Origin of the sequence: Klebsiella sp. R445 (assembly GCF_051131755.1) — a bacterium.
Taxonomy (GTDB): domain Bacteria; phylum Pseudomonadota; class Gammaproteobacteria; order Enterobacterales; family Enterobacteriaceae; genus Klebsiella; species Klebsiella lignicola.
Map to the genome: position 1 here is coordinate 3,376,650 of NZ_CP180446.1, position 24,324 is coordinate 3,400,973.

Genomic DNA, 24,324 nt, shown 5'->3' on the forward strand with positions numbered 1-24,324 from the left:
AGCTGATGAGATGGACATAAAAGAGAGAGAAATGACGCAAGATAAAGAAAGGCCTGCGGGAAGCCAGAGCCTGTTCCGCGGGTTGATGCTGATTGAAATCCTCAGTAACTATCCGAACGGTTGCCCGCTGGCGCACCTTTCGGAGCTGGCGGGCTTGAACAAAAGCACCGTCCATCGTCTGCTACAGGGGCTCCAGTCCTGCGGCTATGTGACGCCCGCACCCGCGGCCGGTAGCTATCGGCTGACCACCAAGTTCATTGCGGTGGGGCAAAAAGCGCTCTCCTCGCTGAATATCATCCACGTTGCTGCGCCGCACCTCGAGACGCTGAACCTGCTCACCGGTGAGACGGTGAACTTCTCCAGCCGGGAAGATGATCACGCCATTCTGATTTACAAGCTGGAGCCCACCACCGGGATGCTGCGCACGCGGGCCTACATCGGCCAGCATATGCCGCTGTACTGCTCGGCGATGGGCAAGATCTACATGGCCTTTGGTCACCCTGACTATGTCGAGAGCTACTGGGAAACTCACCAGGATATTATTCAGCCGTTGACCCGCAATACCATCACCGGGCTGCCGGCGATGCATGATGAGCTGGCGCAGATCCGCGAGCGTAATATGGCGATGGACCGGGAAGAGAACGAACTGGGCGTCTCCTGCCTGGCGGTGCCGGTGTTCGATATCCATCGCCGGGTGCCTTATGCGATCTCTATCTCCCTGTCGACCTCGCGCCTGAAGCAGGTGGGCGAAAAAAACTTGCTGAAACCGCTGCGCGATACCGCAGAGGCGATTTCTCGTGAGCTGGGCTTTGCCGTACGGGAAAACTAAGGCAGATGACCAAATTCCGCTGACGTCACGAAAAAAAGACCGCTGACTCCATTCAGGATCAAGGCGCGCAGGAGGATTTTTCTGGCACGCTGCCGTTTTATCCCCAATGGAGCAGTGGATGAACCGTTTTATCATCGCGGATGCGCAGAAGTGTATTGGCTGCCGTACCTGTGAAGTGGCCTGCGTGGTCTCCCATCAGCACGACCAAAGTTGTTCGACGGTTTCTGCGACTCAGTTTGCGCCGCGCATTCGCGTGGTAAAAAGCGACGCGTTGTCTACGGCCACTATGTGCCGGCAATGTGAAGATGCCCCCTGTGCCAATGTCTGTCCGGTTGAGGCCATCCAGCGCGACCGTGGGGTCTGGCGCGTCGACCAGCGCCGCTGTATCGGCTGTAAAAGCTGTATGGTGGCCTGCCCGTACGGGGCGATGAGCGTGATGATGACCGGGGAAGGGGTGCAGGCGTTGAAATGCGATTTATGTAGCCACACTGACGCAGGCCCGGCCTGCGTGGCGGCCTGTCCGACCCAGGCGCTGCGCTGCATGGAACCGATCGAGCTGGAAAGACTAAGCGCCGAGCGTCGCCAGCGCATGGCGCTGGCGATGTAGCGTATTCCCCGGAGGCCGCGCTGGTGCGCCTGTCCGGGCGACGGGCCGGTTACGCCCCCTGTTCACTCCAGGCCCGCTCAATCTCTTCGGCGAGGATTTTCACGCCCGCTTCGATTTTTTCCGGGTCCGGTACGTAGTTCATTCGCATACATTGATGGGTGTGCGGCCAGGGTTTATCCAGCCCCGGGAAGAAGTAGTCGCCCGGCACCATCAGCACGCCACGCTTTTTCAAACGCTGATACAGCAGCTCGGTGGAGATCGGCAGATCTTTAAACCACAGCCAGAGGAAAATCGCCCCTTCCGGTTTATGAATCAGGCAGCGTTCTTCGGAAAGATAGCGGCGAATGGTCGCGATCGTCTCCTGTACGCGCTGATAATAGAACGGCTTAATCACCGTTTCTGACAGCCGCAGCAGGTCGTGGCGTTTGATCATTTCACACATCATCGCCGGGCCCATTCCGCCTGGCGCCAGGCTGATAATCCCGTTCATATTGCTGATAGCGGTAATGATCTTTTCATTGGCGATGATGATGCCGCAGCGGCTGCCCGGCAGCCCCAGTTTTGACAGGCTCATGCACAGCACGATATTGGGGTTCCACAGCGGTCTGGCATCGCTGAAGATAATGCCCGGGAACGGCACGCCATAGGCGTTATCAATCACCAGCGGCACCCCGTGCTGATGGGCCAGCGCATCGAGCTTGATTAGCTCTTCATCGGTGATGACGTTGCCGGTGGGGTTGGTGGGGCGAGAGACGCAAATCATGCCGGTCTCTTCAGTTATCTGCAGGTGCTCGAAATCGACGTGATATTTAAACTGGCCTTCTGGCAGCAGCTCGATATTCGGTCGTGTTGCGACAAACAGATCCTCTTCGAGGCCCGAGTCGGCGTAGCCGATATACTCCGGCGTCAGCGGGAACAGGACTTTACGGGTGGTGCCATCCGCACGGCGCCCGGCAAAGAGGTTAAATAAGTAGAAAAATGCACTCTGACTGCCATTTGTTAGTGCAATATTCTGTGGTTCAATCTCCCAGCCCAGTTCGTTCCGCAGCATCTCCGCCAGCAGAGTCAGCAGCTCGCTTTTCCCCTGCGGGCCGTCGTAATTGCAAAGCGCATCAAGGGCTTTGCCGTTGCTCAGCATGTCGGCCAGCAGATTGTTGAAGTAGTCATTCATCTCTGGGATCTGCGCGGGGTTACCGCCGCCCAGCATGATGGCGCCTGGCGTGCGCAGGCCGTCATTGAGGTCTTCCATCAAGCGGGTAATGCCCGAATGACGGGTGAATTTGTCGCCGAAAAGTGAAAATGTCATCGCGGATAATCTATCGGTCTTCCTGGAAAGTGGGTAACCATAACGCCAGCGTTAGCGCGGTGCAAATCGGCAGGACCGACAAAGGTATCGCGATTATTCTTTTATTTATTTGTTCTGCAGTTATTTATTCTGTTAAGGCTCCTCCGGAAGCGGAGGAGCCTCTTCAGAAGGCGGGTTATCGCTGGCCTGCCCACACCACCATGACTTTGTCATCGCCGCTTTCGCGGGTGAAGCCATAGCCCTGCGGCAGCGAGAGCGTGGTCTGTTTACCCATGCCAATCGCCGGGTGGCGGGCGCGGAACTGGCCGAGCTTCTGCCAGTGGCTGACGCTGAGGGCGGCTTTACCCTCGACATCCTGCCAGTTCATATCGGAACGGGTTCCCTGCAGTGGATCGGACCCGGTAGGGCCAAACGGCCTGGCGGACTCATCACCGTAGAAGATCTGTACCGCCCCTGGCGCCAGCAGTAACAGTTCTGCCGCCGACGAGCCGCCTTCACGGAACAGGCGGGTATCGTGAGAGGAGAGGTAGCTCAGGACGTTAAAAGTCTGCAGTTTATCCGCCATCTGCTGCCAGGTCAGGTCAATCCCGGAGAGACAGCCTGAGGCCTTCGCAGCCTGGTCTTGATAGTCGAAGTTAATCATCGCATCAAAGCCGTGGCGATAGTAATCGCTCTGCATCACGCCGTGGCCCCAGGCTTCGCCGGTCATCCAGAACGGGGCGTTATCCAGCGCTTTGTCCGGGTTGGCCTGTTTCCATTCCGCCAGCGCCGCGGTGGCCTGGGTTTTCAGCTGTTGCCACGCGGCCTGTTCAACGTGCTTGGCGGTATCGACACGGAAACCGTCGATGCCATAATCACGCACCCACTGACTCAGCCAGTGGGTCAGATAATCACGCGGCGTGTAGCCGGGGATCGCTTTTGCCGCGGTGTCCGGCTTCTGTTGATAGAAGTTCGGCAGCCCGGAGGCGGTCGTCGATTCGGTTTTCAGGTCCGGCAGGAAGGCCAGCGACATGGTCAGATCGTCAAAGCCGGGGTTGTCGTAGTCGCCAATATCGGTGCGGATCCACTTTTTCCCCCACCATTTTTCCCAGCCGGCTTTATCGCTGAAGTTGATGTAGTCGTTAAAACTGTGCCAGCTCTGGCCCGGGCCGGGTTTCCAGTCGGTCCAGTGCTCGCCAAGCGTCTTTTTCAGCTCGTCGCCCTGCAGGTACAGCGATCCGAATTTGAACTCCTGCATGTCGGCGAGCGTGGCGTAGCCGATGTGGTTCATCACCACATCGAACAGGATGCGAATGCCGCGTTTGTGGGCTTCGTTGACCAGGCTGCGTAAATCCGCCTCGGTGCCCATATTGGCATCCAGTTTGGTCCAGTCCTGGGCGTAGTAGCCGTGGTAAGCGTAATGGGGGAAGTCACCCTTGGTTCCGCCACCGACCCAGCCGTGTATTTGCTCCAGCGGCGAGCTTATCCACAGCGCGTTAACGCCTAATGTTTTCAGGTAATCCAGTTTGCTGGTCAGGCCCTGCAGGTCGCCGCCGTGGAAGGTGCCAATTTCCTGCATGCCGTCTTTGTGGCGCCCGTAGCTGTTGTCGTTCGCCGGATTGCCGTTGACAAAGCGATCGGTCAGGACGAAATAGACGGTGGCGTTATGCCAGTTGAACGGGGCGTCGGCGGCGGTTTTTGCCTGCTCGAGCAACAGTAAGCCGTTGCTGTTGTGCGCCGGTTGCAGGGTGATTTTGCCGCCGCTGACCGTGGCGATGTTGCCGCTGTAGAAATCACGGACCTGGCTACCTTCGGCAAAGGTTTTGCTGACGTCCAGCGTCAGCGGCTTGCCATCCCATTTCGGGCACTGACGCAGCGGCGTGGCCGATGCCGTCACCGGCTCTTTTTCCTCCAGCGAGATCATCAGCGTCGGTGTACCAGAACGGGTATCCACCGCCAGGGTGTACAGACCTTCGCGGAAAACCCGCCACTGTGCAGGGGTTCCGTGGCAGGGTTCCATCGACAGCATCTGGTTGAGTTTTATGGCTCCGGCGGGCTGCCAGCACTGTTGGTCAAAATTAATGTGCAAAGGACGTGTACCCTTCGCCACCTCATTTTGACTGATAAATCGGCCGCTGCCTTCTTCAGTGAAGGCAGGAAAATCAGTGGTGGTCCAGGCGGCGAACGCCATCCCAGGCAACAACAGCGACGCAAGCGCAGCGAGTTTCATTCCGGAGTCCTGTGAGCGGTTTTTACCTAGTGTGCCCGGCAAATTCAGGGATGAACTCATCCCGCTGAGGCTTTTGCAGGGATGATGAAAAGGGGTGAGTGACAGGGGTCAAAAAATAGACAAAAAATGAGACGGCGCTAGCATTTTCGCACCCTCGTAACGGCACCGAAACCGATTTCAGATGACAGCATTTAGGAATTGGACTATTTCTGTTAGTGCTCTGACTGGGTATTTTTGATACTATTCGCGACTCAATTAACGTTTTTTTGCGTAAAACAAGGTGTTGGAATGATTAAATCCGACCAGGAGACCTAATGATATCGATTCCCATGCGACGATATGGGGCGGCGATACTCATGTTACTTACCTGCATATTTTCAGGTAGTGTGTTGGCAACAACCCACACGGCAACAACGAGTCATAAAGCCTCAAAAGTTACAAAAAGTAGTCAAGTTAAGGTAAGCAGTAAACAAGAGTATTCTCGCAATAGTGTAAAGAGCAGTTCACTTCCTGATTTGCGAAAATACCCTTCCGGGACACCAAGGAAAAAAGCGTTTCTCCGGACAGTAATGCCTTATATTACTAAACAAAATCAGGTGATTACCGCCGATCGCAACTGGCTTGTTACTAAGCAGTACGACTCGCGCTGGTCACCGACAGAGCGTACACGTCTGAAGGACATTGCGTCACGCTATAAAGTGAAATGGTCCGGTAATACCCGGCACATTCCATGGAACACGCTGATGGACCGCGTTGATATCATTCCGAACAGTATGGTCGCGACGATGGCGGCCGCGGAAAGCGGTTGGGGCACGTCCAAACTGGCGCGTGTGAACAACAACCTGTTTGGTATGAAATGCGGCGGCGGTAATTGCCAGGGTGCCATGAAAGGCTATTCGCAGTTTGATTCTGTAGAGCAGTCGGTTCAGGCGTATGTGACTAACCTGAACACGCACCCGGCTTACAAATCCTTCCGCAAATCCCGTGCGCAACTGCGTAAAACGGATCAGGAAGTGACGGCCAGCACCATGATTCATAAGCTGAAGGGCTATTCGACCAAAGGGTCGAGCTACAACAACTATCTCTTCGCGATGTATCAGGACAATCAGCGCTTAATTGCTGCTCATATGTAATTGAAAATGCCCGGTGCGCAAGCCCGGGCATTTTTCTTTCTGCACTTTTCCCTGCGTCTGTCTCTGCTACATGCCCTACATCATCACTTCACTGTGCCGGTCCCGGTACTCCTTCGGCGTGACGTCGTACTCTTTCTTAAACACCGAATAGAAATATTGCAGCGACGGATAGCCGCACATCTGTGAGATTTCGTTAATCGACAGCGTGGTGGAGACCAGCAGGCTGCGGGCCTTTTCTAACTTCTCGCTATGAATAATGGTGTGAATTGTATCGCCCACCTCCTCTTTGAAGCGTTTCTCGAGGTTGGAGCGGGAGATGCCGACGGCATCCAGTACCTGTTCGACCTTAATGCCTTTGCAGGCGTTATTGCGGATGTAGTGCATCGCCTGAATGACCGAGGGATCGCTCAGTGAACGGTAGTCCGTTGAGCGGCGCTCGACGACACGCATGGGCGCAACCAGCCGGCGCTGAAGCGGCAGCGGCTCATTATCCAGCAGACGATGCAGCAGCTTTGCCGCCTGGTAGCCCATCTGGCGTGTTCCCTGGGCCACCGAGGAGAGCGCGACGCGCGACAGGTAGCGGGTCAGCTCTTCGTTATCAATCCCAATGACGCACAGCTTCTCCGGCACCGGAATATGCAGCAGTTCGCAGGCCTGTAACACATGGCGGGCGCGGGCGTCGGTCACTGCGATGATGCCGGTTTGCGGGGGCAGCGTCTGTAGCCAGTCGGCCAGGCGATTCTGGGCGTGCTGCCAGTTTTCCGGCGCGGTCTCCAGTCCCTGATAGACCACGCCGCGATATTTTTCTTTCGCGACCAGCTGACAGAACGCATGCTCGCGCTCCACCGCCCAGCGCTTGCCGCTGGAGGTCGGCAGCCCGTAGAATGCGAAACGCTGCACGCCTTTTTCTTTCAAATGCAGAAAAGCGCTCTCAACCAGCGCGGCGTTATCCGTCGCAATATAGTGTACCGGAGGATAGTCGTCGGGATGGTGGTAGGAGCCGCCTACGCCGATAATCGGCACCTCGACCCCCGCGAGCAGTTTTTCAATTTCCGGGTCGTCATAATCGGCAATGACGCCGTCCCCCAGCCACTCCCTGATATTCTCAATTCGCGCCCGAAAATCCTCTTCAATGAAGATGTCCCATTCCTGTTGCGATGCCTGTAAATATTCACCAACCCCTTCGACAACCTGCCGGTCATAGGCTTTGTTGGCATTGAACAGCAGCGTAATACGGTGGCGCTTTGCAAACATAGTGTTGTTCCCTGGTCTTTCTGACTGGCCATACAATACCGGCCAATGCCCGAATCATGACAAGCGTCTTATGCGCAAATCTGGCGGTAGCGCAAATAATTCGGGCATTATTTTCTTAACGGACCTACCCGCGACGTTTGGTTGCTGAATCCATCCATACCGCCAGCAGCAATATGGCGCCTTTGACGATGTACTGCCAGAAGGTCGCGACGTCCATCATGCTCATACCGTTATCCAGCGCCGACATAATAAAGGCCCCCATGACCGCTCCTGCGACGCTCCCTACGCCGCCGGCCAGGCTGGTACCGCCGATAACGCAGGCGGCGATGGCATCCAGCTCGGCAATGTTCCCGGCGGAAGGCGAACCGGCCCCCAGACGCGAGCTCAGAATCAGGCCGGCGATAGCCACCATCAGGCCATTGATAGCAAAGACCGCCAGTTTGGTGCGCTCGACGCTGATGCCGGACAGACGCGCGGCTTCCAGATTACCGCCAATGGCGTAGATCCGGCGGCCAAACGCGGTACGGGTCGCCATAAACATGCCTGCCAGCAGCAGGGCCGCCAGAATCAGCACCGGCGTCGGCACGCCGCGATAATCGTTTAATAACCAGATGGCGCCTAGCACGATAACCGCGGTAATACTCTGACGCGCCACCGTTGAGGTGGGGGCCGGCGTGGTTAATCCCAGCGACTGGCGACGCAGGCGACCGCGCCACTGCCAGACGATAAAGGCCGCCATGCCAATCACCCCGATGCCGAAGCCCAGGCCATCGGGCAGATAGCTTTGGCCAATTTGCGACATCGCCGGGCTGGTGGGGGAGACGGTAGTGCCGTTGGTGATACCGATCAGAATACCGCGGAACGCCAGCATCCCGGCGAGGGTCACGATAAACGACGGGACTTTGCGATAGGCAACCCACCAACCGTTCCAGGCACCAAGCAGCAGCCCCATGACCAGCGTGACCACGATGGTCAGCGGCAGCGGCCAGCCAAGCCAGACGTCAAAAATCGCCGCCGCACCGCCGAGCAAGCCCATCATCGAGCCAACGGAGAGGTCGATCTCCGCGGAAATAATCACGAAGACCATGCCGACCGCCAGAATCCCGGTGATCGCCGTCTGTCGCAGCAGGTTGGAAATATTGCGCGCGCTTAAATAGGCCCCCTCGGTGGCCCAGGTGAAGAACAGCATAATCACCACGATCGCGGCGATCATGACGAAAACCTGCAGGTTCAGCCCCTTGAATCCAGGCAGGCCAGCAGAGGCGGGCGGGATAACTTTAATCTCAGACGACGTGTTTTTCGACATGGGGTTCGCTCCTCAGCGCGGCTTCCATCACCTGTTCCTGGGTCAGATCGTGGTTGACTAAATTGGCTTTCAGCTTGCCTTCATGCATCACCAGTACCCGATCGCTTAACCCCAGCACCTCGGGGAGTTCGGAAGAGATGACGATGACGGCGATGCCCTGCTGCACCAGTTGATTAATCAGTTTGTAGATTTCGTATTTCGCGCCGATATCGATACCGCGGGTTGGCTCATCGAGGATCAGAATGCGGGGATTCAGCAGCAGGCAACGGGCCAGAATCGCTTTCTGCTGATTGCCGCCGCTCAGACGGCCGATGGCCAGCTCCGACGAGGAGGTTTTGATTTTCAGCCGCTGAATGGATTGCTGAATGCAGTGCTGCTCGGCGGCATCATCCAGGCTGCTTAGCGGGCCGGTAAACTGGTCTAGCGCCGCCAGGGTGATGTTCTTTCCGACCGCCATCACCGGGACGATGCCATCTTTTTTGCGATCCTCCGGCACCATGGCGATACCGTGGGCGATAGCCTGCTGGCAGTGATGAATGGCAACCTGTTGCCCGTCGATGAAAATGTCCCCCTGCCAGCGACCCGGCCAGACGCCAAACAGGCATTGCACGGCCTCGGTGCGCCCGGCACCGACCAGCCCGGCAATGCCGAGGATCTCGCCTTTATGCAGAGAGAAGGAGACATCGTTGACCCGCTTAATATGGCGATTCACCGGGTGCCATGCGGTTAAATGCTCGACGCGTAGAATTTCATCGCCGCGTTCGTGCGGTTCGTTGGGGTAGAGGGCAGTGAGCTCGCGGCCTACCATCATGGTAATTACGTCATCTTCATTCATGCCGCTGGCGTCGCGGGTGCCGATATGCTGACCGTCGCGAATGACGCAAATGGTGTCGGAGATGGCCTTCACCTCATTCAGCTTGTGGGAGATGTAAATACAGGCGATCCCGTGATGCTGGAGATCGCGAATAATATTCAGCAGAATCGCTGTTTCCTGCTCGGTTAATGACGCCGTAGGCTCATCGAGAATTAATAAACGGACCTGCTTATTGAGCGCTTTAGCAATTTCAACCAACTGCTGCTGACCGAGGCCTAAATCGCCGACGCGGGTGTCGGGTGAAATGGCTAAATTAACCTGAGCCAGTAGTTTCTGACAGCGCAGGGTCATGGTTTCATAATCGAGAAGGCCATGGCGGGATATTTCCGTACCAAGAAAAATATTCTCCAGTACGCTCAGGTGTTTTACTAGTGCGAGCTCCTGATGAATAATGGCAATGCCTTTGCGTTCGGTGTCACGAATATGGTGGGGCGTGATGATTTCACCGGAAAAAACAATCTCCCCTTGATAGCTGCCGTGAGGATAAATGCCGCACAAGACTTTCATCAGGGTGGATTTTCCCGAGCCATTTTCACCACATAATGAGACGATTTCCCCGGCGTTGAGCCGCAGGCTGATATTATCCAGCGCTTTGACGGTGCCGAACGATTTGGTGATGTTTTTCATTTCGAGTAACCAGGTCATAGATGCTCCGCATAAGCGATATCCGACTGGACAGAAATAGCGCCCCGGCAGGGGCGCCAAAATTATAATTCGCTCTTTTTGTGGAACCCGTCTTTGATCACCGTTTGTTCGATATTGTCTTTATTCACTTCAACCGGGGTTAACAGCCGGGCCGGGACATCTTTCAGCCCATTATTCAGCGTGGTATCGGCCTTCGGTTGCTTATCGTTGCCTAACTCGACGGCGATCTCCGCCGCGGTGGTGGCCAGGGTGGTGATCGGTTTGTAGACGGTCATCGTCTGGGTTCCGGCAATGATACGTTTCACGCCGGCAAGGTCGGCATCCTGACCGGATATCGCCACTTTGCCTGCCAGGCCCTGGGCGCTTAATGCCTGAATGGCGCCGCCGGCGGTGGCGTCATTGGACGCGACAACCGCATCGATTTTGTTATTGTTGGCGGTGAGCGCATTTTCCATAATTTTCAGCGCATTTTCTGGCAGCCAGCCGTCGACCCACTGGTCGCCGACAATTTTAATTTTGCCTTCATCGATATACGGCTTGAGGACTTTCATCTGTCCGGCACGGAACAGCTTGGCGTTGTTATCGACCGGAGAACCGCCCATCAGGAAATAATTCCCCTGCGGGGTTTTATCAACCAGGCTCTGGGCCTGCATTTCACCAACTTTTTCGTTATCAAATGAAATATAGAAATCGATATCGGCGTTGTTGATCAGGCGATCATAGGCCAGGACTTTAATCCCTTCCTGTTTCGCTTCTTTAATGACATTACTTAATACCTGACCGTTGTAGGGAATAATAACCAGAACATCAACGCCGCGATTTATCATGTTTTCGATTTGCGACATTTGTGTTTCTTCATTACCATTGGCGGACTGCACAAATACTTTCGCACCTAATGATTCGGCTTTGTTGACAAAAATATCACGATCTTTCTGCCAGCGTTCAAGACGGAGATCGTCAATGGCCATACCAATCTTAACTTCTTTAGCAATACCCGCCATGCTGGTGAGCAGGAGTGAAGCACAGAGCGTGAGGCAAAGGTTCTTTATCTTCATAATAATAACGCCTTTTTTGTAGGGTGCAGGATAAGACGAACGGGGTAAAGAAACGGCCTGGTACTTAGTAGATTCTTAACAGCCAAAGGACCGCTGGCAATTATCTGTGCTTATTTTGCGGTTACGAAATTTCGTTTGTTTGCTGATTTATGACCACGATCTTATTTTTAAAAATGATGGTTTGCGCTATATCATTGATATGTCTCTGAAGGGAAAATAGCGGTGTGATTATTAATATCTAGTTATGGGATCTGGCGCACGTTTGTGGATTCTCTCAATGGTGGTGTGAAATAACGTAATTGAGGAAAGTAAAACAGCGATTCTATATTGAGGTCAGAGATATTACCCGCCGCATCCCTGAATATGGAGTTCATTATGCAGACCTATTTCGATCAACTCGATCGCGTTCGTTATGAAGGCCCGAAAACCACTAACCCGCTGGCATTCCGTCACTACAACCCGGATGAACTGGTGTTGGGCAAACGTATGGAAGAGCATCTGCGGTTTGCCGCCTGCTACTGGCATACGTTCTGCTGGAACGGGGCCGATATGTTTGGTGTGGGCTCTTTTAACCGTCCGTGGCAGCAGCCGGGCGATGCGCTGGAAATGGCCAAACGTAAAGCCGATGTCGCCTTTGAGTTTTTCCACAAGCTGAACGTCCCCTATTACTGCTTCCACGATGTTGACGTCTCTCCGGAAGGCGCCTCGCTGAAAGAGTACCTGGAGAATTTCTCCCGGATGGTGGATGTGCTGGCGGCGAAGCAGGAACAAAGCGGCGTGAAGCTGCTGTGGGGTACAGCAAACTGCTTCACCAATCCGCGTTACGGTGCCGGGGCAGCGACTAATCCGGATCCGGAAGTCTTCAGCTGGGCGGCGACCCAGGTCGTGACCGCTATGGATGCGACCCACAAACTGGGCGGGGAAAACTATGTCCTGTGGGGCGGTCGTGAAGGTTACGAAACCCTGCTGAATACCGACCTGCGTCAGGAACGTGAGCAAATTGGTCGTTTCATGCAGCTGGTGGTTGAACACAAACATAAAATCGGTTTCCAGGGCACGCTGCTGATTGAACCTAAACCGCAGGAGCCAACCAAGCATCAGTACGATTACGATGCCTCTACCGTCTACGGCTTCCTCAAGCAGTTCGGCCTCGAAAAAGAGATCAAACTGAATATCGAAGCCAACCACGCGACCCTGGCCGGCCACTCGTTCCACCACGAAATTGCCACCGCCATTGCGCTGGGGCTGTTCGGGTCCGTCGATGCCAACCGCGGCGACCCGCAGCTGGGCTGGGACACCGACCAGTTCCCGAACAGCGTGGAAGAGAATGCGCTGGTGATGTATGAAATCCTAAAAGCGGGTGGCTTTACCACCGGCGGGCTGAACTTTGATGCCAAAGTGCGTCGCCAGAGCACCGACAAATACGATCTGTTCTATGGTCATATTGGGGCGATGGATACCATGGCACTGTCGCTGAAAGTGGCGGCACGTATGATTGAAGAGGGCGAGCTGGATAAGCGCGTCGCGAAACGCTACGCCGGCTGGAACGGCGATCTGGGCCAGCAAATCCTGTCCGGGAAAATGACTCTGACGGAGATCGCCCAGTACGCGGCACAGCATAATCTGGCGCCGCAGCACCAGAGCGGCCATCAGGAACAGCTGGAGAATCTGGTTAACTATTATCTCTTTGATAAGTAATGATGACGCCCGGCACTGCCGGGCGTTGCAATAGCATGCATTCTCGCGCCACGCTTAGCCGTGGCGCGCGGTTAAGGAGAGTCCGTATGTACATCGGGATTGATTTAGGCACTTCGGGCGTGAAGGCCATTCTGCTCAATGAGCAGGGTGAGCTCCTGGCGTCGCACACCGCGCCCCTCAACGTATCGCGCCCACACCCGCTGTGGTCTGAACAAGACCCCGAGCACTGGTGGCAGGCGACAGACCGCGCCATGCAGGCGTTGGGTGCACAGCACGCGCTGCGCGACGTCAAAGCCATCGGTATCGCCGGGCAGATGCACGGCGCCACGTTGCTGGATAAACAACAGCGGGTCCTGCGTCCGGCGATTTTGTGGAATGACGGCCGTAGCGGAGACGAGTGTGCCGAGCTGGAACAGGCCGTGAGGCGCTCGCGACAGATTACCGGCAACCTGATGATGCCGGGCTTCACCGCGCCGAAATTACTCTGGGTTCAGCACCATGAGCCTGAGATCTTCCGCCAGGTCGATAAAGTCCTGCTGCCGAAAGATTATCTCCGTCTGCGGATGACCGGTGATTATGCCAGCGATATGTCAGATGCCGCCGGCACCCTGTGGATGGATGTCGAAAAACGCGACTGGAACGATGAGATGCTCGCCGCCTGCGGCCTGAGCCGCGATAACATGCCCGCGCTGTTTGAGGGCTGTGAGGTGACGGGAACGCTGCGTGCCGGGGTCGCTCAGGCCTGGAATATGCCGCAGGCGCTGGTGGTGGCTGGTGGCGGTGATAACGCTGCCGGCGCGGTCGGCGTGGGGATGGCGGATGCGGGCCAGGCCATGCTCTCTCTGGGAACTTCCGGGGTCTATTTTGCGGTCAGCAACGGTTTCCTCAGCAAGCCGGAAAGTGCGGTACACAGTTTTTGCCACGCCCTGCCGGGTCGCTGGCATTTGATGTCGGTGATGCTGAGCGCCGCTTCCTGCCTGGATTGGGCTGCAAAACTGACCGGCCTTGGCACCGTGCCTGCGCTGATCGCCGCGGCGGAATCGGCGAATGAGCATAGCGATGCGGTCTGGTTTTTACCCTATCTCTCCGGCGAACGTACCCCGCACAACAACCCGCACGCCAAAGGTGTTTTTTTCGGCCTGACCCATCAGCACGGTCCGGCGGAGCTGGCGCGCGCGGTGCTGGAAGGCGTGGGTTATGCCCTGGCGGACGGCATGGACGTGGTGCATGCCTGCGGCGTGAAACCGGAAAGTATCACTCTGATCGGCGGCGGGGCGCGCAGTCCATGGTGGCGGCAGATGTTGGCGGATATCAGCGGTCAGCAGCTTGATTTCCGCACCGGCGGTGACGTCGGGCCAGCCCTTGGGGCCGCTCGCCTGGCGCAGCTGGCGCTGCATAAAGGCGTGGCGTTCTCCGATCTGCTGCCGCAATTGCCGCTGGAACAGGCGCACCGACCCGACGCCGAACGTTTTGCCCGCTATGCGCCGCGCCGGGAAACCTTCCGGCAGATTTATCAGCAGCTGCTGCCGCTGATGTCGTCATAAATCCGGGGGGATTAGCTGACCAGACGTCGGGTATCCAGACGCTGTAGCAGTATCGACAGCAGCAGGCTGCCTGACAACGCCGCACCAAATACCCACAATATATCCAGCAGCGGCCAGCGGGTCAGCACCAGGCCGCTGGCCCGCAGTGCATGAATGAGCAGGGCATGAAAGCCGTAGATCCCCAGCGAATGACGGGCAATCAGCATCAGGAAGGGGATCTGGCGCTGATTCAGCGTGTTTTTCACCAGCGTGAACAGGGCTATCGCGCAGATAAATACCGCCGGTCCGCAGTATAAATACCAGGTATCGCCGAAGTCGCCCCGCCAGGCCAGCTCGTGCAGCGTCCCGCGTGAAATCACCCAGATCGCCGTGGCAACAAGCCCGGCGCACAGCAGCGTGAGCCATTTTTTCTCCGTCTCCATCATGCCTATCGCCCGGCCCAGCACGCCATACAGGACGTAGTAAAACGTATCGCCGTTGATGTAGAGGTTGAGCGGCAGCCATTCGATGCCGCCGGCTTTGAGCGACACCATGTTGGGGTTCGCCAGCAGGCCGATGACCAGCATCAGGACCAGCAGCATTTTGGGCGCTACCTGTTTCACCTGCAGCAGCGGAGAGAGCAGGTAAATGACGATGATGGCGAAGAAAAACCACAGGTGATAGAACACCGGCTTTTGCAGCAGATTCTTCAGCGACAGCAGCACGTTGATGTGGGTGAACAAGGTGATGTAGAGCAGCGACAGCGCGCTATAGAACAGCACACACAGGACGATACGCAGGAAATGCCGCGGCTGGGCGCTACGTTCGCCGAAAAACAGATAGCCTGACATCATGAAAAACAGCGGGACGCTGGCCCGGGACGCGGAGTTAAGCAGGTTGGCAATATCCCAGTCCAGCAGGTTAATCGTGTGGGGATGGGTGATGTACCAGGTGGTGCTGTGAATCATCACCACCATCAGGCATGCGATACCGCGCAAATGTGTAATCCAGCGTATTTTTTCCTGCATCAGTGCCTCAGTTGCTCCTGCTTAAAGAGAGTCTGACTTCCCTTATCGGAGGGTGTCGCAATGGAATATTCCGAGTTTCCCGCAATACTCTTGTCGGGATGTGGAGAGATTCGCACAATGGTCCGGTGATTTCACGTAGCCTGCAAGATAACAATTTGCTAACAAAACGGTTGGGAAAAATGGTGATGAAATATTTATTTTCTGGTCTGTTAGTGCTCCTGCTCGCGGGCTGCAGCCAGTCGCCAGCTCAGCCGGTGCAAAAAGCGCAGCGTGCGCGTATTACGCCGCAAATTACCCTTAATATGGAGCAACTGTGCAAGGATCAGGCGGCGAAACGCTATAGTACCGGAACCCGATTGGTGGACGTCAGCCGTTTCGAACAGTTTCAGGGGAGCTATGAGCTCTCTGGCCTGACCTCGAAGAATGAGCACTTTATCTGTTCTTTTGACCCAGACGGGCAGTTTTTACATCTTTCTATGCGATGAATCGGGCTCTGATGCCCCATGATGGCGCTAATTTCCGCAATTTTGTTTAAACAACACCGTTTCGTACTGTATATCTCGCATCCAGCGGGTATACTGATCCCTTCCTTTAAATCCACACGTATCCAGCACGAAATAATATGCAAAAGTTTGATACCAGGACCTTCCAGGGCCTGATCCTGACCTTACAGGATTACTGGGCTCGTCAGGGCTGCACCATTGTTCAACCACTGGACATGGAAGTCGGCGCCGGCACCTCTCACCCGATGACCTGCCTGCGTGCGCTGGGGCCAGAGCCGATGGCGACCGCCTATGTGCAGCCTTCCCGCCGTCCGACCGACGGTCGCTATGGCGAAAACCCGAACCGCTTACAGCACTATTACCAGTTCCAGGTGGTCATTAAGCCATCGCCGGACAACATTCAGGAGCTGTACCTTGGGTCTCTGAAAGAGCTGGGTATGGATCCGACCATTCACGATATTCGCTTCGTGGAAGACAACTGGGAAAACCCGACGCTGGGTGCCTGGGGTCTGGGCTGGGAAGTGTGGCTGAACGGCATGGAAGTGACGCAGTTCACTTACTTCCAGCAGGTGGGTGGCCTGGAATGCAAACCGGTTACCGGTGAGATCACCTACGGTCTGGAACGTCTGGCAATGTACATTCAGGGCGTAGACAGCGTTTACGACCTGGTCTGGAGCGACGGCCCGCTGGGTAAAACCACCTACGGCGACGTGTTCCATCAGAACGAAGTCGAGCAATCGACCTACAACTTTGAATACGCGGATGTCGACTTCCTGTTCTCCTGCTTCGAGCAGTATGAGAAAGAAGCACAGCAGCTGCTGGCGCTGGAAAACCCGCTGCCGCTGCCTGCCTACGAGCGTATTCTGAAGGCCGCCCATAGCTTCAACCTGCTGGATGCACGTAAAGCCATTTCCGTCACCGAGCGTCAGCGCTATATCCTGCGCATTCGCACCCTGACCAAAGCAGTGGCGGAAGCCTACTACGCTTCCCGTGAAGCCCTCGGCTTCCCGATGTGCAACAAAAACAAATAAGAGGCGGCCATGTCTGATAAAACTTTCCTGGTGGAAATCGGCACCGAAGAGCTGCCACCAAAAGCCCTGCGTAGCCTGGCTGAATCCTTTGCTGCGAATGTTACCGCGGAACTGGATGCTGCTGGCCTCGCCCACGGCGCCGTTGAATGGTTTGCTGCACCGCGTCGTCTGGCGCTGAAAGTCGCTAACCTGGCGGCATCTCAGCCGGATCGCGAAGTCGAAAAACGCGGCCCGGCGGTCTCTGCGGCGTTTGATGCAGAAGGCAAACCGAGCAAGGCGGCCGAAGGCTGGGCGCGTGGCTGCGGAATCACCGTCGACCAGGCCGAGCGTCTGGCTACCGATAAAGGTGAATGGCTGCTGTATCGTGCGCATGTGACGGGCGAAAGCGCCGAAGCGCTGCTGCCAAACATGGTAGCAACCTCTCTCGCGAAACTGCCGATCCCGAAACTGATGCGTTGGGGCGATTCTGACGTCCACTTCGTCCGTCCGGTCCACACCGTGACGCTGCTGCTGGGTGATAAAGTGATCCCGGCAACGATTCTGGGTATCGCTTCCGACCGCGTGATTCGTGGTCACCGCTTTATGGGCGAACCGGAATTCACCATCGACAATGCCGATCAGTATCCGCAGATTCTGCTGGAGCGCGGCAAAGTGGTGGCGGATTACGCAACGCGTAAAGCGATGATTAAAGCCGATGCAGAAGCTGCGGCGCAGAAGATTGGCGGTAAAGCCGATCTCAGTGAAAGCCTGCTGGAAGAGGTCACCTCGCTGGTCGAGTGGCCGGTAGTCCTGACAGCGAAATTCGAAGAAAAATTCCTCGCGGTACCGTCTGAAGCGCTGGTTTACACCATGAAAGGTGACCAGAAGTACTTCCCGGTGTATTCCGCGGACGGCAAACTGCTGCCGAACTTTATCTTCGTGGCTAACATCGAATCTAAAGACCCGCAGCAGATCATCTCCGGTAACGAGAAGGTGGTTCGTCCGCGCCTGGCGGATGCGGAGTTCTTCTTCAATACCGACCGTAAAAAGCGTCTGGAAGATCATCTGCCGCGTCTGCAGACCGTGCTGTTCCAGCAGCAGCTGGGCACGCTGCGCGACAAAACCGACCGTATTCAGGCCCTGGCTGGCTGGATTGCCGGTCAGATCGGCGCCGACGTTAACCACGCGACCCGTGCGGGCCTGCTGTCGAAGTGCGACCTGATGACCAATATGGTCTTCGAGTTCACCGATACTCAGGGCGTCATGGGGATGCACTACGCGCGCCATGATGGCGAAGCCGAAGACGTTGCCGTCGCGCTGAACGAGCAGTATCAGCCGCGCTTTGCCGGTGATGACCTGCCGTCCAACCCGGTAGCCTGTGCCGTGGCGATTGCCGATAAGATGGACACCCTGGCGGGTATCTTTGGCATCGGTCAGCATCCGAAAGGTGATAAAGACCCGTTTGCGCTGCGTCGTGCCGCGCTGGGCGTGCTGCGCATCATCGTCGAGAAGAACCTGAATCTGGATCTGCAGACGCTGACTGAAGAAGCGGTGCATCTGTACGGCGACAAGCTGACCAACGCGAAGGTTGTCGATGACGTTATCGACTTCATGCTCGGTCGTTTCCGCGCCTGGTATCAGGACGAAGGCTACACCGTTGACACCATTCAGGCGGTACTGGCGCGTCGTCCGACCCGTCCGGCAGATTTCGATGCCCGCATGAAGGCGGTATCGCACTTCCGTACTCTGGAAGCGTCATCTACACTGGCCGCGGCCAACAAGCGTGTTTCCAACATCCTGGCGAAGTCCGATGAAGTTCTGAACGACATCGTTCACGCCTCGGTGCTGAAGGAAGATGCTGAGATGAACCTCGCCAGAAACCTGGTCGTACTGCGCGATAAGCTGCAGCCGTACTTTGCCGAAGGTCGTTATCAGGAAGCGCTAATCGAGCTGGCCGCCCTGCGTGAGCCGGTGGATGAGTTCTTTGAGAACGTGATGGTGAATGCCGAAGATAAAGACGTGCGTATCAACCGTCTGACGCTGCTGTCGAAGCTGCGCGAGCTGTTCCTGCAGGTTGCGGATATCTCTCTGCTGCAGTAACGGTTCGTCTGCAAAACAAAAAACCTGCCCGATGGCAGGTTTTTTTATGCGCTAAGCGATGGATTAGCTCATCTACGGGCCGTTCGGCCCTTCTGATTTACTGCAGAGTCCCTGCAGTCAGGTTCTCTTTATCAAACGCGTGGCTGACGTTGATACGATTCTGATGCACTGAGGTATCAATGTTCGAACCGGCTTCCGGCTGTGCAGGCTGACGCTCTGCGGCCATCGTGCCAGAGGAGAGTGAAGCAGCCAGCAACAGGGCGGTGATCACGCTGATATTTTTCATTCTGTATTCCTTCTTCATCGTGTTGTCGTTGTCGCCTGTCTGGTTCACGTCCGGCGGCCCGGCAAAAACGGGGACGACTTATTTGGTCAGTTCGGCAGTCATATGCACACGGTTGTTAAACTGGGCGCTGGTGATTTTGTATGACGCACCCTGTTCGGCTGCCTGAGCGGCAATTTTCGCTTCTGCGCGGTCCAGCGTGGAGGCGGTGGTGCTGATACTCTGGGCAAACGCACCGAAAGACATCAGGGAGAGAGCGGAAACTACAGCTAAAGTTTTGATAGATTTCATGGTCATATTCCTTAAGTGGTTTTGTGTGGTAGAGCGCGTTGTTGCTCTGATGTGATAAATAATAGGACTATTGACGACTGATTAAAATCAGAACAATTTGCTCATATCTGTCAAAAAATTAGAATGAAAATTGAGCGGTGAAAATTAAGCGATATCGATAGTGTTCTGCATCTGCTAGCGGGGAGAGTCGATTAGCCTGATAGCGGTTGTTGGAAAATTAACCTTGTCATAAGGGCGGGGGTATGGCTATTCTATGCCCCGACGAATCCCTCGTCTCACTGAGAGCACACTGAAATGGACAAACACGCCTGCTGAATTCGGATCCTTGCTAGCGCACTGCGTCAGCAGGGGATGTAATGATTTCATTCAGGAGTGCTTATGGCCCATTGCGCCCAATCCCCCTCTTTTATTTTGCATCAGGTCACCTGTCAGTTTGCGACGGGAGAAATGCTTTTTGGTCCGCTGAATATCGCGCTGGAGAGTTCACTCTGCGGTCTGGTCGGGCGAAATGGCGTCGGGAAAACCCGGCTGCTGCGCCTGCTGGCGGGCATAGATTCTCCCTCTGGTGGACATATCGAACGCGGTACCTCACTGGCCTATGTTGCCCAGCAGCCGGCTATCACTTCCCGCACATCGCTGGCTGCCCTGTTGGGCTATGAGCCCATATTTTCTGCTTTGCGGCGGCTTGAGTGCGGTGAAGGGCTGCCTGATGACGTCGATAGCCTGGAAGGTTTCTGGGATCTGCGCGATCGCCTGAGTACGGCGTTTGAATATGCTGATCTTCCAGCGTTTTCCCCCGATCGACTCGCATCGTCACTGAGTGGCGGGGAGCGGGTGAAAGCGTTGCTGTGCGGGGCCTTTCTGTCAGGCGCGGACTATTTATTGCTGGACGAGCCAACTAACCATCTGGACAGACAAGGACGAGATTGGTTGTATCAACAGCTTGAACGCTGGCCCGGAGGGGCGCTGATAGCGAGTCACGATCGTGCGCTGTTGGCTAACATGCCGCGCATACTTGAACTCACGCCCGGCGCGCTGCGCAGCTACGGAGGCAACTACGCCGATTATCAGCAGCAGCGTGATGTGGAGCAACAAGCGGCACGTTCGGCGTTGGAACATGCTGCAACCGAGCGCCGTCGTACGCGTATACGGATGCAAAAGGAACATGATGCCAGCCAGCGACGCTCTGCTCAGACACTGCGAGTGGTTGATACGCTGAATATCGCCTCCTTTGAGCGGGTGAAATACAAAGGGGCGGCGAAGGAGCGTCCAGGTACAGTGCATCGCCAGCACCGGGAACAAAATAGCGCACTAAACGCTGCGGTTGTTCAGGCGCGTGAGCGGGTTGAAGAAGAGGCGGCGGTGATGTTTACCCTGCCGGGAAGTCAGATTTCCGCCGGCAAACAGGTATTAGCCCTCGACGCTTTACAGCTGGCATTTTCTGACACTCTGCCTCTTGACTGGCGGCTTGACGGACCGCTGCGCGTGGCCCTAACGGTTGCGGGAAAACCACGCTTCTGAAAACGCTGATGGGTCTGGTGGCACCTTTATCCGGCGACTGTCGGGTATCGGTGCATGCGGCCTGGTTGGATCAGAACTTGTCGCAGCTGGATTTGTCGCTGTCGGTCATGGCGCACCTTAATCTTGATGATACGCCGCTGGAGGCGGGCGCATTACGCAGCCGCCTTGCCCAACTGCAACTGGGGGCGGATAAAATTAATCTGCCGCTGTCGGCATTGAGCGGTGGCGAGCGATTAAAAGCCGCGCTGGCCTGTGTGCTGTGGCGGCGTGAAGCGGCGCAGCTTCTGTTGTTAGATGAGCCAACTAACCATCTTGATTTAGTGTCCACCCGGGCTATTGAGTCGGCATTAGCGACGTTTCCTGGGGCGATGATTGTCGTGTCGCATGACGATGATTTTCTCCAGGGATTGCGGCTGACCCACTCGCTGGAGTGGCGCATGGAAGGCTGGCATTTTTCAGCGCTGTGAAGACAAAAAAACCGCCCTCTGTGAAGACGGCGGTTGTTGATCTACAGATAAAAAAAATCCCCGCCGTGAGGCAGGGATCTTGAATTCTGAGCTTAATTTAAGCTTACAGGCTGGTTACGTTACCAGCTGCCGGGCCTTTAGCGCCGCTTTCGATGGTGAAGGAAACTTTCTGACCTTCATCCAGAGATTTGTAGCCATCGTTCATGATAGCGGAGAAGTGTACGAACACGTCTTTAGAACCGTCATCAGGAGTGATGAAGCCGAAGCCTTTGTCAGCGTTGAACCATTTTACGATACCAGTCATTTTACCGGACATAGCGAAATACCTTTAAATAATAAATGAACCTTTCGGCGATAAGGTCTGGACTACAGATTTGAAGCTATAAAGGGAAAGTTCACTACCGGGGTATCTATGATAACCGCTCAAGGACTACTCTATACCAATGCTCTGTGGTCTGTACATCAAACCTGCGAGCATTAACTCATTTTTGCGTAGCGATAGCAAACCTTTTTTTCACACAAATAAAAACGGTCCCGTATCAGGACCGTAGTCAGACCCTCACTTCATTATAGAACTTTAGTCGAGAAGTTGCCTTGAAAGCTGAGGGTTTGCCTGAATCAGGCGCATTAATTTGAGCTCGGTGGAAGAGGGTTTCACCCGTCTTGATTCCCACTCCTGTACCATCGCCACGCTGACGCCCATGGCATTGGCAAAATCATCAATTTGCAGGCCGCTGCCTTGACGAAGCCGCTCAAACTCGCTGAATGCGGTCTGCTTCCTGGGCTGGGCGTTAGTCGGAGAAATATCTTTAAAAACAATTTGTTCCAGGCTGCTAAGCAGTTCAAACACGGGATCTTTATATTCCATTGAGAACTCCTTTTATCACACAGCAAAAGGGTAGATTTATTTAGCCTATTAAGAATAGTCAGAAAAAAGGCAAATAATGATCACGTGGGTGATTATGTGCATGCAGGCTATCGTTTGAGCGGCGATACGCAGAGGAAAACGGCAGGTAAGGTGATGATTAATCATCAGTCGATCGGCAATGGAAAATTTTTGTAAACGCTGATGAAAACGGTCAGGCCAGCGGCTTCCCGCTGGCCTGAGGATCAGGCTTTTTGCATGCTTTTTGCCTGGGTCTGAGGCGATGTCTGTTGCTGCTTGCTCATCTTATATTTCACCAGCAGCGCACCGGCAGATAAGAACGCCGGAATCGACAGCAGGGTGAAAATGGTCTCGAAGGAGAGCTGAGCTTGCATCAGGAACGCACCGCTGAAGGCGCCAAGGATGCCGCCAAATCGGCCGATGCCCAGCATCCAGGCCACGCCGGTCGCCCGACCTTGGGTCGGATAAAATCCGGCGGCCAGGGCGGGCATCGAGGATTGCGCGCCGTTCATGATGCTGCCGGCAATAAACACCATCACCCCCATCAAGACCAGGCTGCTGGTGGAGAAGCCCACGAGGCAGACGAAAATACCGGTCAACAGCCAACCCACAGCCACCACTTTATTGGGGTTGATCTTGTCCATCAGCGCGCCGAGGATCAGCACCCCGATACCGCCGCCCAGCGGGAACAACGCGGTGATGATGGATGCCTGGCTCATCGATGCGCCGGTTTCGCGAATCAGCAGCGGCAGCCAGCTGGTCAGTAAATAGAAGATGAGCAGCCCCATAAAGTAGGTCATGCACAGCATCACGGTACCGACGATGTAGCGCGGCGAGAAAATCACCGCCAGCGCCGATTTCTCTTTCACCTGATCGGCTTCATGCAGCGTAAAGTCAACCTGCTCCGGCAGCGGCGCGATACGCCGGAGAATCGCCGCAATACGCGGTGCTGGCTGGCGTTTGACGACCATATAGCGCGCCGACTCTGGTAACAAGAACACCAGCGCCACCGCCAGCAGCAGCGGCATGACGCCGCCGAGGATCAGCACGCTTTGCCAGCCGTAATGGGGGATCATCCAGGCCGAGAGAAAGCCGCCCAGCGATGAGCCCATCGGGAAGCCGACGAACATCAGGTTCACCAGCAACGCGCGACGGCGTTCAGGAGCATATTCGCTCATCAGCGTGGCCGCGTTAGGCATCGCGGCGCCAAGTCCCAGGCCGGTCAAAAAGCGCAGCAGCGCCAGCTGGTTGAGGCTGGCGGCGAAGGCGGTCAACAGACTAAAGCTGCCGAAAACCACAATCGACATGAGCAGGACTTTCTTGCGACCAATGCGGTCAGCCAGCGGGCCGGCGGTCAGCGCACCAACTGCCAGACCGACCAGCGCGGCGCTCATCACCGGGCCTAAGGCGGATTTCTCCACGCCCCATTCCTGCACCAGGTCAGAGGCAATAAAGCCGATAATAGCGGTATCGAACCCGTCCAGCGCGACGGTGATAAAGCATAAGGCCAGAATCATCCACTGATATCTGGTAAACGGATGTTCATTAATAAAAGCCTGAATATCGATGGTTGTCTTATTCATACGGCATTCCTGGCAGCCAGAGCGGGGCAGGGTGATGACTCACTCCCTCGCTGTCGTTGAGATAATTTGTGCGATAATCGAACGAGTTGCCGTTAATCGCTCGTTTATCAAATCACCGAACGTCTACCCAGGCAACGCAGGCACGCCAGGAAGCGTGCGATTATCGTTCGCTTTCGCCGTTGGGTAGAAAGCGTGTTTTTTAAATATTAATTA

Annotated in this window: 20 protein-coding genes and 1 pseudogene; 9 read left to right on the forward strand and 12 right to left on the reverse strand. The window is 55.6% G+C overall.

Annotated features, from left to right (window positions below; all coding sequences use genetic code 11):
* Window positions 1–10 precede the first annotated feature (10 nt).
* Together yiaJ and ACMYSN_RS15795 are read left to right on the forward strand one after the other, a co-directional pair.
* Window positions 11–829, forward strand: a complete 819-nt coding sequence (gene yiaJ / locus ACMYSN_RS15790) for an IclR family transcriptional regulator (protein WP_462495434.1) — start codon at window positions 11–13, stop codon at window positions 827–829.
* A gap of 118 nt (window positions 830–947) precedes the next feature.
* Complete coding sequence (locus tag ACMYSN_RS15795; RefSeq protein ID WP_462495435.1) at window positions 948–1,436, forward strand: 4Fe-4S binding protein; 489 nt, start codon at window positions 948–950, stop codon at window positions 1,434–1,436.
* Between the two features lie 49 nt (window positions 1,437–1,485).
* Here the strand turns inward: ACMYSN_RS15795 and avtA are convergent, their stop codons facing one another.
* Window positions 1,486–2,742, reverse strand: coding sequence for a pyridoxal phosphate-dependent aminotransferase (avtA, locus tag ACMYSN_RS15800; protein ID WP_462495436.1), 1,257 nt, complete (start codon window positions 2,740–2,742; stop codon window positions 1,486–1,488).
* Window positions 2,743–2,917: 175 nt separating this feature from the next.
* The gene (locus tag ACMYSN_RS15805) at window positions 2,918–4,951 is read right to left on the reverse strand and encodes an alpha-amylase (protein ID WP_462495437.1); all 2,034 of its coding nucleotides are present in this window, start codon (window positions 4,949–4,951) and stop codon (window positions 2,918–2,920) included.
* 314 nt (window positions 4,952–5,265) lie between these two features.
* On the opposite strand from ACMYSN_RS15805, the gene ACMYSN_RS15810 reads away from it, so the two are divergent.
* Window positions 5,266–6,084: a protein bax gene (locus tag ACMYSN_RS15810; RefSeq protein WP_123757160.1), complete on the forward strand. Its 819-nt coding sequence runs from the start codon at window positions 5,266–5,268 to the stop codon at window positions 6,082–6,084.
* A gap of 75 nt (window positions 6,085–6,159) precedes the next feature.
* Here the strand turns inward: ACMYSN_RS15810 and xylR are convergent, their stop codons facing one another.
* The 4 genes from xylR to xylF form a co-directional block, all read right to left on the reverse strand.
* The gene (xylR, locus tag ACMYSN_RS15815) at window positions 6,160–7,338 is read right to left on the reverse strand and encodes a D-xylose utilization transcriptional activator XylR (RefSeq protein ID WP_123757161.1); all 1,179 of its coding nucleotides are present in this window, start codon (window positions 7,336–7,338) and stop codon (window positions 6,160–6,162) included.
* A 124-nt stretch (window positions 7,339–7,462) separates the two neighbouring features.
* Window positions 7,463–8,644 (reverse strand): sugar ABC transporter permease, encoded by a 1,182-nt coding sequence (gene xylH, locus ACMYSN_RS15820; protein WP_462495438.1) that lies wholly within the window; start codon window positions 8,642–8,644, stop codon window positions 7,463–7,465.
* Window positions 8,622–10,163: a xylose ABC transporter ATP-binding protein gene (locus ACMYSN_RS15825; RefSeq protein ID WP_462495439.1), complete on the reverse strand. Its 1,542-nt coding sequence runs from the start codon at window positions 10,161–10,163 to the stop codon at window positions 8,622–8,624. Before ACMYSN_RS15825 ends, xylH begins: the two co-directional genes overlap by 23 nt.
* A gap of 62 nt (window positions 10,164–10,225) precedes the next feature.
* Window positions 10,226–11,218 carry a D-xylose ABC transporter substrate-binding protein gene (gene xylF, locus ACMYSN_RS15830; RefSeq protein ID WP_434582577.1) on the reverse strand — a complete coding sequence of 331 codons (993 nt, stop codon included), beginning with the start codon at window positions 11,216–11,218 and terminating at the stop codon, window positions 10,226–10,228.
* Between the two features lie 375 nt (window positions 11,219–11,593).
* Here xylF and xylA point away from each other — a divergent pair, with 375 nt between their 5' ends.
* Window positions 11,594–12,916 carry a xylose isomerase gene (xylA, locus tag ACMYSN_RS15835; protein ID WP_123757165.1) on the forward strand — a complete coding sequence of 441 codons (1,323 nt, stop codon included), beginning with the start codon at window positions 11,594–11,596 and terminating at the stop codon, window positions 12,914–12,916.
* A gap of 86 nt (window positions 12,917–13,002) precedes the next feature.
* Window positions 13,003–14,460 carry a xylulokinase gene (gene xylB, locus ACMYSN_RS15840; RefSeq protein ID WP_462495440.1) on the forward strand — a complete coding sequence of 486 codons (1,458 nt, stop codon included), beginning with the start codon at window positions 13,003–13,005 and terminating at the stop codon, window positions 14,458–14,460.
* 11 nt (window positions 14,461–14,471) lie between these two features.
* Here xylB and ACMYSN_RS15845 read toward each other — a convergent pair whose 3' ends face one another.
* Window positions 14,472–15,467: an acyltransferase gene (locus ACMYSN_RS15845; RefSeq protein ID WP_462495441.1), complete on the reverse strand. Its 996-nt coding sequence runs from the start codon at window positions 15,465–15,467 to the stop codon at window positions 14,472–14,474.
* A gap of 179 nt (window positions 15,468–15,646) precedes the next feature.
* On the opposite strand from ACMYSN_RS15845, the gene ACMYSN_RS15850 reads away from it, so the two are divergent.
* The 3 genes from ACMYSN_RS15850 to glyS all read left to right on the forward strand — a co-directional run bounded on the left by ACMYSN_RS15850 (window position 15,647) and on the right by glyS (window position 19,080).
* On the forward strand, window positions 15,647–15,952 hold the full coding sequence (locus ACMYSN_RS15850) for a YsaB family lipoprotein (RefSeq protein WP_462495442.1): 306 nt from the start codon (window positions 15,647–15,649) through the stop codon (window positions 15,950–15,952).
* 137 nt (window positions 15,953–16,089) lie between these two features.
* A complete protein-coding gene (gene glyQ / locus ACMYSN_RS15855; RefSeq protein ID WP_004126458.1) occupies window positions 16,090–17,001 on the forward strand; it encodes a glycine--tRNA ligase subunit alpha in 912 nt (303 codons plus the stop codon).
* Between the two features lie 9 nt (window positions 17,002–17,010).
* A complete protein-coding gene (gene glyS / locus ACMYSN_RS15860) occupies window positions 17,011–19,080 on the forward strand; it encodes a glycine--tRNA ligase subunit beta (RefSeq protein ID WP_462495443.1) in 2,070 nt (689 codons plus the stop codon).
* Between the two features lie 97 nt (window positions 19,081–19,177).
* Here the strand turns inward: glyS and ACMYSN_RS15865 are convergent, their stop codons facing one another.
* Together ACMYSN_RS15865 and ACMYSN_RS15870 are read right to left on the reverse strand one after the other, a co-directional pair.
* Entirely contained in the window at window positions 19,178–19,366 is a 189-nt protein-coding gene (locus ACMYSN_RS15865) for a hypothetical protein (RefSeq protein WP_462495444.1), read from the reverse strand.
* Between the two features lie 78 nt (window positions 19,367–19,444).
* Window positions 19,445–19,654: a YdgH/BhsA/McbA-like domain containing protein gene (locus ACMYSN_RS15870; RefSeq protein WP_123757170.1), complete on the reverse strand. Its 210-nt coding sequence runs from the start codon at window positions 19,652–19,654 to the stop codon at window positions 19,445–19,447.
* 378 nt (window positions 19,655–20,032) lie between these two features.
* Here ACMYSN_RS15870 and ACMYSN_RS15875 point away from each other — a divergent pair.
* Window positions 20,033–21,642 (forward strand): annotated as a pseudogene (locus ACMYSN_RS15875) (ABC-F family ATP-binding cassette domain-containing protein).
* Window positions 21,643–21,745: 103 nt separating this feature from the next.
* On the opposite strand, the gene cspE reads toward ACMYSN_RS15875, so the two are convergent.
* The 3 genes from cspE to ACMYSN_RS15890 form a co-directional block, all read right to left on the reverse strand.
* Window positions 21,746–21,958, reverse strand: a complete 213-nt coding sequence (cspE, locus tag ACMYSN_RS15880; RefSeq protein WP_004868803.1) for a transcription antiterminator/RNA stability regulator CspE — start codon at window positions 21,956–21,958, stop codon at window positions 21,746–21,748.
* 261 nt (window positions 21,959–22,219) lie between these two features.
* A complete protein-coding gene (locus ACMYSN_RS15885) occupies window positions 22,220–22,510 on the reverse strand; it encodes an HTH-type transcriptional regulator (RefSeq protein WP_123757172.1) in 291 nt (96 codons plus the stop codon).
* 242 nt (window positions 22,511–22,752) lie between these two features.
* Window positions 22,753–24,111: an MFS transporter gene (locus ACMYSN_RS15890; protein ID WP_462495445.1), complete on the reverse strand. Its 1,359-nt coding sequence runs from the start codon at window positions 24,109–24,111 to the stop codon at window positions 22,753–22,755.
* Between the last annotated feature and the right edge of the window lie 213 nt (window positions 24,112–24,324).